The following is a 14,514-nucleotide window of genomic DNA, read 5'->3' as shown; positions in this document are numbered from 1 at the left end:
CGGGAGAACATGTCTTCAGATGCAGGACATGAGATTATGGTCAGCCGGAGCATTCAGGCGGAAGGAACCTTCGGAGATCTTAAAGAAAACTACAGATACAGCCGATTGAGACGCCGGGGACTGGAAAACGTAAAATTTGAGGTGCTTATTGTGGCCATGGGACACAATATCAGAAAATTAAACAACAGAAATCGGATGAGTTGCCCAGAACTCGAACGTTATGGAAAATTAAAGGAGCAGAAAAGCGAAATCTGAAAAAGATTATAAACAGTCTTTTTGAGTTTTGGCTCTTTTCAGTGCGTTCAAAAATTGACTTGAGCGGAAAAACACATCATAAAACAGGATTGAATCAGATAAAAAGCATAGAAAAAGGGGCTGTAAATCTCGCTGATGAAAAATCAGTCGAAATTTAACAGCCCCTCATTTTCGGCAATTGATGCCATATATTTAATAATTCAAAGATTTGATTTCCAAATAGAGATTGGTATCAATCTAAACTCCTGCGATTAATCGATATTAATTCCTTTTCTAATGATAAAATACGAAGCGCCAATCAACAGCCCAATTACAATCAGATACAGCAAAGCAAGCCACGCTAATAAGGGAATGATTTCTTCTCCAAGGCCATTGCTTTCTAAGAGAAGCCACAATTTTGGATTGGATTTAGCGATACCAAATAGTATTCCAAGCATCACTGCAGCTAAACCATAGTAAGAACAAACTCCAATAATGACTGATTTTCCTAATTTATCTTTTAAAGTGGAATAACCTGCACAAATTCCAAAAATGCCAGCGATCATTTCGCAGATCATTTGTTCAAAACAGGCACATCCAAATAAGAAGATCAAAAGCCAGACGTTTTGGGTTGAGCCCATAACCAGCGGCAAACCATCATGAACTATTGTGATCAGCGAATCTCTGGTACTCTGATCGATCATCCCGATCCATAATCCACATAATAACAAAGCAAATATAATGATCTGCCAGCAAATAAAGGCGCTAAGTTCGCCGTAAAACAGAATGGATCTTTTTACTGGAAGTGTCTGATACAGGAAAGCTTGATCCTGATAAAAAGAATTTCTAAAAAACTGCCAGCAGACCAGAAATGAATAAAAAATCATAACTACGCCAAGTACCAGAACAGTAATCTGTAAGACAGGAACTAAAATCGACAGAGTTCCATCCAGAAAACCTAATCCAAAACTGAGCAGACCGAATATTGAAAAAATCAGAGCGACCATCCAGATCTTTTTGAATATCTGGACAAATACGCTTGTGAATACTTTTGCTAACATGCGTATACCTCTCTGAACGTCTGATCCAGACTCTTATTGTGGCTGCTTCTGTACTCTTCAACATCGATATCCATCAGCACTTTACCGTGTTTTATAAAAATAGCACGATCGAGAATACGCTCAATATCATAAATCAAATGAGTCGATAGAATCAGGATTTTGTCTTCAGAAAAGCGTGAAAGAATTGTATCTAAAATCTGATCTCTTGCAGCTGGGTCTATTCCGCCTAAGGGCTCATCCAAAATAAAAATATCTGCTTCTCTTGACAGTACGAGAAGTAAAGTCAGCTTTTCAAGCATTCCTTTGGACATTGAACGAATAGGCATATCTTCTTTTAAACCAAATTCCTTCATAAACTTCAGCGCCTGTTCCTGGTTAAAGTCAGCATAGAAATCCTGATAGATTTTCAAGGCATCTTTTGCTTTCCAGGCCGGATCAAGAAAAGTCTTTTCAGGTAGAAACGCAATTTTGGATTTGGTTATCTTGCCTGGCTGTTTTCCATCAATCAAAATTGATCCGGATTGAGGGATGAGCAAATCATTGATCAGCTTTATCAGTGTTGTTTTGCCAGAACCATTCGGCCCAAGCAGACCCACAATGGTTCCGGGCTTTATCTGCAATGACAGATCGTCAAGAACTTTATGCTTACCGTATGATTTGGATAAATTATTGATCTCAATCATTTGTATTTGTGTCATGAATTATCGATTCAATCAGATTGATCGCTTCTTTGTCATCCAATCCTAAAGCTTTTTGGGCTTCCAGATAAGAATAAGCATTCTGTTTAGCCTTCATTGTTCGATTTTCTCTTTGCTTTTTTAAATCGGAGCTGACAAATTTTCCAGCGGTTCGTCTAGTTTCAATTAACCCTTTATGCTCGAGTTCAATCAGGGCTTTGGAGACCGTATTCGGATTTGTCCTGGAGAGTAAAGCAATTTCGCGAACAGAAGGCAGCTTTTGCCCCGCTTCAAATTCTTCAGTATATATCGCTTGTTCGATCGCAGCTGCGATTTGCAGCCAGATTGGCTGCTCATTGTTGAATTGAAAATCCATGAGAGTCCTTTCTAAGTTGAATAACTGTATCACTCAACTAATACAACAGTACAATAAACCTGATCAGAAGGCAACAAAAAGATAAATTTCTGTTTTGATTTACTTTTAAGTCTCTTCAAGGCTGATCACATCTTACTTAATCATTAAAAGCAGTGGATTGAGAAAAAAAGAAAATAAAAAAACCGAGATCTTTTGATCTCGGGTTCAATTGCTTAATGGTGCGGGCGACAGGACTCGAACCTGCACGCCGAAGCACTAGATCCTAAGTCTAGCGTGTCTGCCAGTTTCACCACGCCCGCATTACCTAAAAGATAATATCAGAAAACAATATGAAGATCAATGCAAAACTTTTGGATGAAACCATAATTCAATTTGTTCCTGAACATATTTTTCCAGGTCATGAATTAATTCTTCATCAAAGTATGGATTACCTGTTTTACAGGAATCATCCAGAACCAGATGAATGGTTGGAGTTTGTGTAAAATCATCATAAAAGATTTCTTCCTGAGCGAGCAGCTTATCAAGTATAGGCTGAGCGAGCCTTTTAATCAGTTCCTCATTTTTCATGACCTTATTATAATCCGGAGTTTGAATCTGCTCAACTCATAGCAGGAAGTGAGTCTTAAAATGGATGAGCTTACATCGCCAAATGAGTAAACAGCACATCAGTATCTCTCAATCTTTGACACTGAAAATCACAATCGATAAAATTTAGAGGAACTGGAGATAGAAAATATGAGCAATAAAGATAAGGATTTACAACAGAAAAAGGATCTTGAAGAAAAAATGGCTGACCAGTCAGATGATTCTTTGGAGAATGATCTTCAGGATGAAGAATTGGTTGAAGAAGATATCCTTTCTGAAGATAGAACACTTTCTTCTGAAGATAGAACACTTTCTGATGAATTTGAAACATTGAATCAAAAAGAGACGGACGAACAGGTTGAAACGGATCATGCAGGTGAGAATACTGCTGAAATAGAAGATGTCCTGAAGGAATCGATCAGTGAAACATCAGCCAATGGTGAAGGTTCTGCAACTAATTCTTCATTGGATTTTGAAGAAACTGAAACCGCAGTGACTGATGATTCCATTCGTTCAGAGATCAATGATAAAAATGAAATTGACGAGTTTGCTCAAAAACTGCTGAATCGGAAAACAGAAATGGCTTTATGGCCAGATGAACCTGTTATGGAAAAAACTGAACCGGTAATGAGTCCTGAAGAGAGAAAAGCCGCTGAAGAATCTCTTTCCTCCGCTCTGGATGAACTGCGCAAGCAAAGAGGGCAGGTTCCAATCGAGCAGGAAGAAGAAGATTTTGCCTGGGATCACATCGAATTTAAGGACCGATTTGAAGGTGGAGACAACTTTACTACCCAGTCTTTGTTCCTTCACGAACAGCCAGACCGGATTATTTCGAATACCGGCCGATACGAGAATACATCTAAAGCAAATAAGGAAGATTACATGGAGGATGTTGAAAAACGTCCGGCATCCAAAACGAAATCTTTTATGTCAAACGCTGGCTCTGCTGTTTCGAAAACATTCAGCTCAATGACGAGTACGAATGATCATCCACATAAGAAAAAGAAGAAAAAAAGAAAATTGAGAAAGCAGGCAATAGTATTGATCTGTTCAATCATTGGAATCGTTCTGCTTTTATTTGCCGGATATTATTACAAGACTGCCATCTATGATCCTGCCCACAGGGTTACAGCTGAACAGCAGGCTGCTTATGATAAGCTTCTGGCGTATGCTGAAGAGTATACAATGTCTTCAGATGCGGAAAAACTCGAGCTGATCAAAATGGAAAGTGATTATGATTCTCTTTCAGCTAAACAAAAAGAACAGTTGAATGAGCGTTTTATCGCGAATACCTCAAAAAGCTTCCCGGATCTTCTGGCTGAGTTGAAAACAAAAGATGGAACAGTCACTACTGAAGATGATCCTGTTTATCAGGGCTTAATGGAATATGTAAATTCCTATGGCTCGCTTGATGATGCTGGAAAATCAGAAATTTCGAATCAGCAGATTGCCTATGATTCCTTAAGCACAGCTTTGAAGGATAAAGTCAATGGAGCGATGCAAGCCCAGGTTGGTATGAGTTTCACTGATGCTGTTCAAAGTGTAGCCAATGGGGTAATCCCTGCTACGATAAATGATTCTTCATCGGATTCAAACCCTTCTGAAGAGCCTGCCGATAATACAGAAGATCCGAATGCTAGTGCACAGGACTCGAATTCGGTTGATTCTTCAGCAGCAGAATCCAATACCGATTCTGCTTTGCAGACGCCTGACAATTCTGCTCAGCTAGCAGAATATCAGGCCAATCTGGATGAAGTGGCTGCTTTACGTGATGACTACATTTCTTCTCTTGCAGAAGATGGACTATCTGCTGATGGAGATGAAGTAGTTGCCGAATACAATCAGGAAATCGCCTATTGGCAGGGTCTGATTAATTCTCTGCAGTAAATCGTTTTGGAATTGATTTGACGATTTCTGAATCCTTGTTATAATCAAATGGCGCCGACGTAGCACAGTTGGTAGTGCAACGCACTCGTAACGCGTAGGTCGTAGGTTCAAGTCCTATCGTCGGCACCATTATGACTATTCTGCCTGGAATCTGATAGATTCCGGGTTTTTTTATGTTTTGTCTGCTGAAGAGTCAATTTCTGGTGTAAAAGCAGATATGAATAATCAATATCGACGAGCCAGGCTCGAACTCAATGACCAATCTTCTGAAAATGGATCAATCCAAACATGTACATCGGTAAATAACAGAACGCGTTTTTTATCAGGTCAGTCAACTGCAAGGAAAATTCAGAATTTCAGAATCCGAAAGTATCGTCAGAAACGATTTCAGGATCAGAAAAGCTCCTTACGCACGTCAGTGAGATCTGAAAAGATTGAAAACGCGAAAAGAGTGAAAATAAAAAGGTTGAAAATTATAAAGATAAGGATAGGGATCTCAATCTGTTTAACAGGAGTCTTTCTTGCGGGCGGATTCTGGATCAATCAGAACGATCAATTGAATGACGGGAAGGTTTGTGCAGACATCGAAAAGGATCAAATCGTACGAATCAATGATTATAAGCCTCTGCTTGAACATCTGGATTCTTCCGGATACAGCTTTTATTTGAGCGATTATCTAAATGATCGGCTTTTAATCCGGCAGGTAAAAGCTTCAGAGGATTTGATGGTTTTAGCAGTAAACAGATCTCAGGAATATCAAAAAACACAAATGATTCTTCGTAATCGATTGCAGATGGCTGCTAGTCATCAAAAGAGCATTCATTTTCCCTGGAATGTCAAACTCTCGGTAAATCTGAAACGGTCTGAAAACAACTTGAGCAATCGTTTCTATGAAAGGCAGGAAAGAGAAGTCTCAAGTCAGATCAGAAGAATTGAAAAGATCCTTCTTCAAAAAGAACAATCTCATCTGAATCTGTTTCATGCTTTAGAAAGTGAACTGAATATCTGGATGAATACGGAGTATGAAAAAAACAACAGTCCCCAGCGTTTTTTGCAATCATCCGATATGATTCAAAATATTGAATTTGATTTTCTGGATCAAATGGATCAAAAATCTGAGATTACGCCAGGAGAGGACCGAAGCGATTCAAAGAATATTTCGGAAGAAATGATTGAGGAATTTGATCAATCTTCTCTGGTCTATGGAGCTGTCTCTTCAGATCAATATCATTCACTGTTTGAAAAAGCCTGTCCGGCTGTATATGAAACGATTGATGGATTGGAAGACTTTCTATATTCAAGCCAAAGTCTGATGATGCCAGCGGATGGTTATATTTCTGCGGGGACCTGGGCTTATCCGCAGGGAGGACTGCACTTAGGCATGGATTTAGCTTTACCGCTGATGAGCGAATTAAGAGCACCAGCGGATGGAGTGATTCTCTATGCTTCCGCTCCGGTTGCCAGCAACAACGGTTATCTTGGAAATACCAGCGGCTATCCAATGGGCGGCGGCAATACAATCTGTATGCTTGCCAGTACAGAAGATGGAGTTTTTGCAATCAGTCTCTGTCATCTGTCCAACCGGCTGACTGTTGCGGCGGGTTCCTGGGTCAGGCAGGGAGAGCTTCTGGCTTACAGCGGAAATTCTGGCAACAGTTCTGGTCCGCATACGCATATTGAAGTCTTCCGGATTAAAGGAACTCTGCAGGAAGCGGCTGATTATTTCGTCAATCATCAGGCTGATTTTTCATTTGGATGTGGATGGAGCGATGCAGCGACCTGTTCACAAATTGCCTGTCGGATTCGCCCTGAATCTGTTTTCTGAAAAAGAAGGAAAGTGAATCAAAACAGTGAACCAATCATGAGTTGGCTTGTTTGGTTCAATCCGATTTGGCTGTGGTAAAGTTGAGATTGGATAAAACTCTGCAGAATTGAAGCAAATTTCAGAATTTGAAAAGTTAATTGCAGAAATTTAGAAGTGTAATAATCATGGATGAACAGTATTTGAAACGAATGGAAAAACTGATCCCTGATGAGATGGATCAGTATATCAATTTGCTTGAGTCTCCTTTATATCAGGGACTGCGACTCAATCCTTTAAAAACCTCGACAGAAACTCTTGAGAAAAATCTGCCTTTCTTAAAGGAAAAAAGTCCTTTCGCTCCAGACAGCTGGTATGTCGAAGGGCATTATGGCAACCATGCCGGCCATCTGACTGGCCAGTTCTATCTTCAGGAACCTTCAGCCAGTTCGGCTGTTGAAATTCTGGATTTAAAAGATGGAATGAATGTCCTGGACTTATGTGCAGCGCCCGGAAGCAAATCAACGCAGATTGCTGCCAAAATCCCCAATGGCTTTTTAGTCTGTAATGAACTGGATTCCAAAAGAGCACAGGCTTTGCTGTCAAATATGGAAAGAATGGGCGTTGAAAACTTCCTGTGCACAAATATGGATGGCCGGGATCTCTGCAGGCAGATGCCAGAGTTTTTTGATCGAATCCTGGTTGATGCTCCATGTTCTGGTGAAGGAATGATGCGAAAACATGATGCCGCCAGCGAAAAATGGTCATTGGAAAATGTGCTTGCCTGTTCAGCAAGACAAAAAGAAATTCTTGAAAGCGCAGTTTCCGCCTTAAAACCGGGAGGACAGCTGGTGTATTCAACCTGTACCTATGCTCCCGAAGAAAATGAAGAAAACGTAGCCTGGATTCTAAAACAGTTTCCAGAATTAAAACAGCTTGAGATTTCCGTTCCTTTTGGCCGCAAGGGAATTCCTGTTAAGGGAATGGATGAAAACAAGGTTTGCAGAATTTTTCCAATGGATGGAGGAGAAGGACATTTTATTGCCCGGTTTGAAAAGACGGATCAGGAATTTAAAAACAGGAAATCCAATGTGAAAAGTCTGACTTCAGAAAGAGCCGATCCACTGGTCATTCAGTTTCTCAATGAACAGATTGGGCATTCCTTTACCGATTTTCATACTGAAAAAATCAATGATACAATCAAGGTCTATGCGATGAATCATCCGTTTCTTAGATTGAAGAAAGGGAAGATTCTGCGGCAGGGAATCTATTTAGGCGATCTGATCAAGAAACGCTTTGAGCCGGCTCATGCATTTTTCTTAAGCCAGACGAATGCGAAGGATTCAAAACGTAAAGTGGATTTAAACCTGGATGAAATGGACCATTTCATGCATGGAGAACAGCTGAATTTAACTTCAGAATCAAAAGCCAATTCGCTTTCTTCAGGATATGTTTCTGTTTGCAGCGATGGAATTCCATTTGGCTATGGCAAAAAGGATCCTTCAAGAATTACGAATAAAATTCCAAAAGGCTTAAGACTTCCGTCAGGTTCTCATGTGATGAAGCCGGAAGATCGAACTGATCATTGAGATAATGCGAAATAAAGGGGCGATTTTAAAATCATGATCAAGAAAAAAACTATTATGCAGTATGGAGAACTGCTTTTTGGGGCTCTCTTGTTTGCAACTGCTGTGAATGTATTTATTGAACCATGTGGTCTGAATACTGGAAGCGTGATCGGTCTGGCTCAGCTGCTTTCGTATCTTCTTGTCAAAGGCAACTCATTAACAGGTCTGTTTTCTTTCTGTATGAATGTTCCGTTGATGTTACTGGCTTGGAGAGCCATCTCGAGAAAGTTTTTGATTAAGACGATTATCGCGGTCACTTTTCAGAGTTTTCTGTTAACCGTCATCCCTGTTCCGGCAACGCCTGTCATGGGTGATGTATTAAGCAATGTATTGCTTGCAGCCATTTTAGGTGGTGTGGGTATTGGTCTAGGATTGCTCTCAAGCGGAAGCCTTGGCGGGCTTGATATTCTTGGCGTCTACTTCTCAAAGAAATACCCAAGTTTTTCAGTGGCGAAGCTTTCATACGCTCTGAACTTTCTGATTCTTGGAGCTTCGGCGATTGTGTTTGATATTCAATCCGCATTGTATTCATTCATGCTGATAGGAATCATGTACTTCGTCAGTGACCGCGTTCATTATCAGAACATTAATATGTATGCAATTATCATTACTCATGATCCAGAAGTTAAAAAGCTGATTCTTCATAAAACCGGACGTGGTGTAACCTACTGGATGGGTAAAGGTGCTTTTACAGAAACTGAAACTGAAATTCTGCTTTGTGTACTCAACCGTTATGAAGTTCATGCGTTCCGCAAGATGGTCGCAAAACAGGATCCAAAAGCGTTCATTCTGCTTTCAAAGGGAAATCCAATTCTGGGCAACTTTGAAAAACGTCTGATCGTCTAAGCTTCTAAAAATTTCTTAATAAAGATAAAACAATAAAAAGAAAAATGAATACCCAATATTATAAGGTTTTGTTGGACTTTTAAACTCACAAAAAGACGGATGTCAAAAAACATGACATTCGTCTTTTTTATGTGAAAATATCTCCTTTGGAAGACTTCCTTTCAGATTCGGTTTTCTGAAAGGAATTTCATTACTCTATGGAAGGAAAACCATGCCTGAATCGGTTATGATGAATTTGAACGAAGGTTCGATGAAGAAATGGAGAAATGAAATGATCATTCAAAGTAAAAAGGTTTGGGTTGTCGATGACTTTTTAGCCTGCCAGCTTCGTATTGAAGATGGAAAAATTAAAGATATTCTGCCTTATGGACAGGAAAAAGTGGATGAAGACTATGGGGATTTAAGAATTCTTCCTGGTTTCATCGATGTCCATACCCATGGAGCCTATGGTTGGGATACCAATGATGCCACTCCAGAAGGATTAAGACATTGGGTAAGAGAGATTCCTCACGAAGGGGTTACCAGTATTTATCCAACCACAATTACTCAATCAGAAGAAGTGCTTACCAATGCAGTAAGAAACGTAGCAAACGTTGTAGCTGAAGGATATGAAGGCGCCGAAATCATGGGAATTCACTTCGAAGGACCATATCTTTCAAAAACATTCAAAGGCGCACAGCCAGAGCCATACATCGTGGATGCTGACGTTGAACAGTTCAAGCGCTATTATGAAGCCAGCAACCATCTGATTAAATACATTACGATGGCCCCGGAACAGGATGCTGGATATAAACTGCTGCATTTCTGTGTGGATCATGGAATTGTTGTCTCTCAGGGGCATTCGAACGCCACTTATGAGCAGGCTCATATGGCAATAGCCAATGGTGCCCGTTCAATGACTCATGTCTATAATGGAATGAGCCGTTTTGCAAGTCGTGAACCAGGCCTGGTTGGAGCTGCTTTCCGCTTTAGTGATGTATACGGAGAACTCATCACGGACGGCAACCATTCTCATTTATCAAGCGTATATGATTTCTATCGCTTAAAGGGACCAAACTATGTCGTTATGGTCACTGACTCTCTGATGGTGAAAGGTCTGCCGGCTGGAACCCGTATTTTGTTTGGCGGAAACGAAATTGAACTTTTTGAAGATGGATCCGCTCACTTAGTCGGTGCGGGAAATCTGGCAGGAAGCACTCTTCATGTGAATAAAGGACTGCAGATTCTGATTGAACAGGCAGGGGTTGATTGGATTTCTGCGATCAACAGCTGTACGATTAACCCGGCTAATATGATGGGCATTGCTGATCGCAAGGGCAGTGTTCAGGCTGGAAAAGATGCCGACCTGGCTATCATTGATCAGAATTATGATGTTGTCATGGCCTATGTTCGAGGAAGAAAGGCTTTTTAAACAATGAATTTTTATCTTGAAAGTGTCAAAGCGGCTGAATATCAGGAGTTAATGCAATTTGCGGATTTTAAGGGAGTCATCAGCACTCCTTCAATGTTTACTCATGAAGGCTTAGATGTAAAAGCTGTCATCGATGATCTGCTTGAAGTGCTTCCCGATAATGCAATGCTGTTTATACCCGTCATTCAAAGTGGATTTCGCAGCATTTTAAAAGAAGCCAGAGAGATTGCCTCTTTGGCCCCCAATGTCATTCCGACTATTCCTTTTTCACCTGAAGGCCTGATGGCTTTAAAAGCGTGTTCAACGCTTAAGGTGAAAGCAGCGTGTTCAAAGATTTCCAAACCTGAGCAACTGGTTTTCGCCCTTAATAACAAAGCACCGATTCTGCTGATTTCAAAACGTCTGATGAATAAGGCAAAAACAGAAACGATGATGCTTGAAACCCTTAAAAACAATGAGGATTCAAGTGCAGAAGTGATTTTCTATGATGTGACAGATGCCAGTGATGCTGGAGATCTGTTTGCCAAAGGATTGAAGAATGTTTCGTTAAAACCAGCGGCTGTAAAAGAAATTTTGCAGGAAGCAAATCTTATCAGTGAAATCCAGGAAGAAAAAGATGAATGGATTATGACCTATACCCGAATGGAACTGTTTGAGTAATCAACCAATCGGTTATTCAAGTCATATATTTTCAAATTGAAAAAATAAATTAAAATCTGTCTTGTTTCAAGCTCAATCAATGTATGAAATAAGAAGCAAAAAAGACTCTACTTATTCAGATGAGATTTTTTGACACAATCAACAGGCCTGGGATTTGTTCCAGGCCTTTTATTATGGAAAATTCGGATAGAAAATTCAGGTTGATGTGAATCAAAATTTGGACGAAACGATTGAAAAAAGAACAGAAGTTGCATTAAAAACAATTGATGAGCCTGCTCAGAATAGCCCGAATTGCGATTGCCTGAGTAAGGGCAAAACAGATGAGTATGAAAATGGGTAAATCTATAATGAAAACAAGCTATGAAAGTAAAGGAGGGTGAATATGGAATTTGAAAAGATGTCCGAAAATCTTCAGCGAATTCTGATGCAGGCCGTTAATGATGCCAAGGCTCACCAGCATGCTTCGGTGGATACAATCGATGTGCTTGAAGCGATCTTTAAAGATGAGGCATTGAATGGACTGTTCGATCGACTGAATGTGGACAAAAAAACTGCTCTGCAGATTATCGCTGCTGAGGAGAAGAATATTGTCAAATCCAACTCAGCCAATGTAAACCTCAGCAATGAGGTGCAGAAATCCATTGAGCACGCCGCCAAATGGGCAGCGCAGCATGATGAAATTTATCTGACCGTTGCCACATTATGGATTTCCTTAATGTTCAACAAATCCTACATTTCCCGTAAACTGGTTCAGGTTTTCTCACTGAATGAGCAGCAGTGCTATCAGGCAGAACTTGAGCGTCGTGGAAAACGTAAAATGGATACTCCAAATGCGGAAGATAATCTTGAAGCGCTCAGCAAATATGGACGCGATCTGGTCGCCGAAGTGCGGGAAGGCAAGATCGATCCAATCATCGGCCGCGATGATGAAATCCGCCGTATGATGCAGATTCTCTCAAGAAAAACAAAAAACAATCCTGTATTGATCGGAGAACCAGGTGTAGGTAAAACAGCAGTTGTTGAAGGACTTGCCTGGCGTATTTTCCAGGATGATGTACCAGAATCTCTGAAAGATAAAAAACTGATCGAACTCGATATGGGTTCCTTAATCGCTGGTGCAAAATACCGTGGTGAATTTGAGGAACGTTTAAAAGCGATTCTTGATGAGGTCAAGGAAAGTCAGGGACAGATTATTCTGTTTATCGATGAAATTCACAACCTGGTGGGTGCTGGTAAGACAGAAGGCAGCATGGATGCAGCCAACCTGCTCAAACCAATGCTCGCCCGTGGCGAACTGCATCTGATCGGAGCCACTACGTTTAACGAATACCGCAAATACATTGAAAAAGACGCTGCTCTTGAAAGACGTTTCCAGCAGGTACAGGTTAAAGAACCAAATGTTGAAGAAACAATCTCCATCCTGCGCGGTCTGAAGGATCGTTTTGAATCCTTCCACGGTGTTCATATCGATGATAACTCCTTAGTTGCAGCAGCCAGCCTTTCGGATCGTTATATCACCGATCGATTCCTGCCGGATAAGGCCATTGACCTGGTCGATGAAGCCTGCGCTACTTTAAAGGTTGAAATGGAATCGATGCCTCAGGAACTCGATGAACTGCAGCGTAAGATCATGCTTCTGCAGATCGAAAAGACATCCCTGATGGATGAAGATGACAAGAAAACTCAGGAACGCCGTCACGAAATTGAAGAAGAAATGGGTCGTCTGCAGGAAAAACGCGACGAACTCTATACCAAGTGGGAAGACGAAAAACGCATGATTGATCTTGCCAAGGAAGATCGTCAGGCTCTAGAAAAAGCAAAACTTGATCTTGAAACCGCTCAGAACGAAGCTCGCTATGAAGAAGCAGCAAGACTGCGTTATGGAACGATCCCTGAACTTGAAGCCCGTATTGCAGCCAGTCAGGCTGATGAAGCTGCCGAAGGCGCTCTGATTCAGGAAACCATCAATGAAGAAATGATCGCCAAGATTATCTCCCGTTGGACCGGTGTTGAAGTCAGCCGTCTGGTTGAATCCGAACGAAAGAAACTGCTGGATCTGAAATCCGAAATGGAAAAACGTGTGGTTGGTCAGGACCATGCAATCGACCTGGTTGTTGATGCTATTTTACGATCTAAAGCCCAGATTCAGGATGAAAACCGTCCTATCGGAAGCTTCCTGTTCTTAGGGCCTACCGGTGTCGGTAAAACTGAAGTCGCTAAGACTCTGGCTGAACAGCTATTCGATGATGAAAGACATATCGTTCGTATCGATATGTCCGAATACATGGAAAAACACGCAGTCAGCCGTCTGATTGGTGCTCCTCCTGGATATGTTGGATATGATGAAGGAGGTCAGCTGACAGAAGCCGTTCGCCGCAATCCATATTCTATCGTTCTGTTTGATGAAGTTGAAAAGGCTCATCCGGATGTATTTAACGTCCTGCTTCAGATTCTTGATGATGGACGGATTACTGATTCCAAGGGTGTGACCGTCGATTTCAAAAATACGATCATTATTCTGACATCCAACCTGGGTGCGCAGTATGCCTTTGAATACAAGGACAAAGCTATTCTTGATGAAAAATACATGGAAGAAGTTAAGAAGCACTTCCGTCCAGAGTTCATCAACCGTATTGACGAAATCATCATCTTCAATGCTCTGAATGAAAAAGCATTCATAAAGATCGCCCGTAAATTTATCGCTGATCTAGCTCATCGTCTTGAGGAAAGAGATATTCATCTTCACCTTTCCGATGCCGCTTATGATAAGATCGCTGAAAATGGTGTAGATCCAGTCTTTGGTGCTCGTCCAATGCGTCGTTATATCCAGAGAAATATCGAAACAGACATTGCGAAAAAGATGATCGAAGTTGGTGCTATGAAAGACGCCGATATTGATGCTGATGTTAAAGACGGTAAATTTGAAGTCACGATTCACGAGAAGAAAGACTGATCAGTTTACCCGTCAGAACGATTCAAAGTAACCTTTTGAAATTTGCACGGGCTTAGATCCTCCGGTTCCAGTCGATATTCTGTATTCGACTAGAACTGGAGGATTTTATGCATAATTATCTGTTTTCCAAATCCCGTGAACTGAATCAGGAACAGTGGATGAACCTGGTTGATCAATATCAGGTGTCAGGTCTGACTCAGGCTGGCTTCTGCGTCCAAAACGGCCTGGCTTTATCCACCTTCCAGTACTGGCGCAGAAAAGCTGCCGTCGTATCGCCTGCTTCAGCGGCTCTTGAATTCGTAGAAATTGACAGGACGGTCTTCCTGGATTTGGAAGGATCAGACGAGAGTCCAAAGCCGGTGATTGAAATCACTGACAGCGACCGAACGATCCGT

General features: G+C 41.1%; 13 protein-coding genes and 2 tRNA genes. 10 read left to right on the top strand and 5 right to left on the bottom strand.

Translation table 11 applies throughout. The features are described 5' to 3' along the window. Positions 1–255, top strand: a 255-nt coding sequence (locus BO222_RS11730; protein WP_075817320.1) for a transposase, incomplete at its 5' end; no start/stop codon positions are given. Positions 256–506: 251 nt separating this feature from the next. On the opposite strand, the gene BO222_RS11725 is transcribed toward BO222_RS11730, so the two are convergent. From BO222_RS11725 to BO222_RS11705, 5 genes are all read right to left on the bottom strand, one after another. Continuing rightward, the gene (locus BO222_RS11725) at positions 507–1,295 is read right to left on the bottom strand and encodes a hypothetical protein (protein ID WP_075820935.1); all 789 of its coding nucleotides are present in this window, start codon (positions 1,293–1,295) and stop codon (positions 507–509) included. Further along, positions 1,289–1,993, bottom strand: a complete 705-nt coding sequence (locus tag BO222_RS11720) for an ABC transporter ATP-binding protein (protein ID WP_075820934.1) — start codon at positions 1,991–1,993, stop codon at positions 1,289–1,291. The genes BO222_RS11725 and BO222_RS11720 overlap by 7 nt, the downstream gene beginning before the upstream one ends. After that, positions 1,971–2,348: a GntR family transcriptional regulator gene (locus BO222_RS11715; RefSeq protein WP_075820933.1), complete on the bottom strand. Its 378-nt coding sequence runs from the start codon at positions 2,346–2,348 to the stop codon at positions 1,971–1,973. Before BO222_RS11715 ends, BO222_RS11720 begins: the two co-directional genes overlap by 23 nt. A 216-nt stretch (positions 2,349–2,564) precedes the next feature. Further along, a tRNA-Leu gene (locus tag BO222_RS11710) sits at positions 2,565–2,647 on the bottom strand. Positions 2,648–2,684: 37 nt separating this feature from the next. Continuing rightward, complete coding sequence (locus tag BO222_RS11705; protein ID WP_075820932.1) at positions 2,685–2,915, bottom strand: hypothetical protein; 231 nt, start codon at positions 2,913–2,915, stop codon at positions 2,685–2,687. Positions 2,916–3,083: 168 nt separating this feature from the next. Here BO222_RS11705 and BO222_RS11700 point away from each other — a divergent pair, with 168 nt between their 5' ends. The 9 genes from BO222_RS11700 to tnpA all read left to right on the top strand — a co-directional run. Then, a complete protein-coding gene (locus tag BO222_RS11700; protein WP_075820931.1) occupies positions 3,084–4,820 on the top strand; it encodes a hypothetical protein in 1,737 nt (578 codons plus the stop codon). A 53-nt stretch (positions 4,821–4,873) separates the two neighbouring features. After that, positions 4,874–4,949, top strand: a tRNA-Thr gene (locus tag BO222_RS11695). A gap of 427 nt (positions 4,950–5,376) precedes the next feature. Next, entirely contained in the window at positions 5,377–6,645 is a 1,269-nt protein-coding gene (locus BO222_RS11690; protein ID WP_158024610.1) for a M23 family metallopeptidase, read from the top strand. 164 nt (positions 6,646–6,809) lie between these two features. After that, positions 6,810–8,210, top strand: coding sequence for an RsmB/NOP family class I SAM-dependent RNA methyltransferase (locus tag BO222_RS11685; protein WP_075820929.1), 1,401 nt, complete (start codon positions 6,810–6,812; stop codon positions 8,208–8,210). Between the two features lie 33 nt (positions 8,211–8,243). Beyond that, the gene (locus BO222_RS11680; RefSeq protein ID WP_075820928.1) at positions 8,244–9,095 is read left to right on the top strand and encodes a YitT family protein; all 852 of its coding nucleotides are present in this window, start codon (positions 8,244–8,246) and stop codon (positions 9,093–9,095) included. A 271-nt stretch (positions 9,096–9,366) separates the two neighbouring features. Beyond that, a complete protein-coding gene (nagA, locus tag BO222_RS11675) occupies positions 9,367–10,506 on the top strand; it encodes an N-acetylglucosamine-6-phosphate deacetylase (RefSeq protein WP_075820936.1) in 1,140 nt (379 codons plus the stop codon). A 3-nt stretch (positions 10,507–10,509) separates the two neighbouring features. Beyond that, a complete protein-coding gene (locus BO222_RS11670; RefSeq protein WP_075820927.1) occupies positions 10,510–11,166 on the top strand; it encodes a beta/alpha barrel domain-containing protein in 657 nt (218 codons plus the stop codon). A 382-nt stretch (positions 11,167–11,548) separates the two neighbouring features. Beyond that, positions 11,549–14,119, top strand: coding sequence for an ATP-dependent Clp protease ATP-binding subunit (locus tag BO222_RS11665; protein ID WP_075820926.1), 2,571 nt, complete (start codon positions 11,549–11,551; stop codon positions 14,117–14,119). Between the two features lie 107 nt (positions 14,120–14,226). Continuing rightward, positions 14,227–14,514, top strand: a 288-nt coding sequence (gene tnpA / locus BO222_RS11660; protein WP_198931970.1) for an IS66 family insertion sequence element accessory protein TnpA, incomplete at its 3' end; no start/stop codon positions are given.

This window comes from Ileibacterium valens (assembly GCF_001945525.1).
GTDB lineage: Bacteria > Bacillota_I > Bacilli_A > Erysipelotrichales > Erysipelotrichaceae > Ileibacterium > Ileibacterium valens.
The sequence above is the reverse complement of the archived record's forward strand: the minus strand, read 5'-3'. Positions and strand labels throughout refer to the sequence as shown.

What these genes read in the sequence shown, in the direction of transcription:
- BO222_RS11725 (WP_075820935.1), bottom strand. Translation starts at nt 1,295, where the DNA reads ATGTTAGCAAAAGTATTCACAAGCGTATTTGTCCAGATATTCAAAAAG.
- BO222_RS11720 (WP_075820934.1), bottom strand. Translation starts at nt 1,993, where the DNA reads ATGACACAAATACAAATGATTGAGATCAATAATTTATCCAAATCATAC.
- BO222_RS11715 (WP_075820933.1), bottom strand. Translation starts at nt 2,348, where the DNA reads ATGGATTTTCAATTCAACAATGAGCAGCCAATCTGGCTGCAAATCGCA.
- BO222_RS11705 (WP_075820932.1), bottom strand. Translation starts at nt 2,915, where the DNA reads ATGAAAAATGAGGAACTGATTAAAAGGCTCGCTCAGCCTATACTTGAT.
- BO222_RS11700 (WP_075820931.1), top strand. Translation starts at nt 3,084, where the DNA reads ATGAGCAATAAAGATAAGGATTTACAACAGAAAAAGGATCTTGAAGAA.
- BO222_RS11685 (WP_075820929.1), top strand. Translation starts at nt 6,810, where the DNA reads ATGGATGAACAGTATTTGAAACGAATGGAAAAACTGATCCCTGATGAG.
- BO222_RS11680 (WP_075820928.1), top strand. Translation starts at nt 8,244, where the DNA reads ATGATCAAGAAAAAAACTATTATGCAGTATGGAGAACTGCTTTTTGGG.
- nagA (WP_075820936.1), top strand. Translation starts at nt 9,367, where the DNA reads ATGATCATTCAAAGTAAAAAGGTTTGGGTTGTCGATGACTTTTTAGCC.
- BO222_RS11670 (WP_075820927.1), top strand. Translation starts at nt 10,510, where the DNA reads ATGAATTTTTATCTTGAAAGTGTCAAAGCGGCTGAATATCAGGAGTTA.
- BO222_RS11665 (WP_075820926.1), top strand. Translation starts at nt 11,549, where the DNA reads ATGGAATTTGAAAAGATGTCCGAAAATCTTCAGCGAATTCTGATGCAG.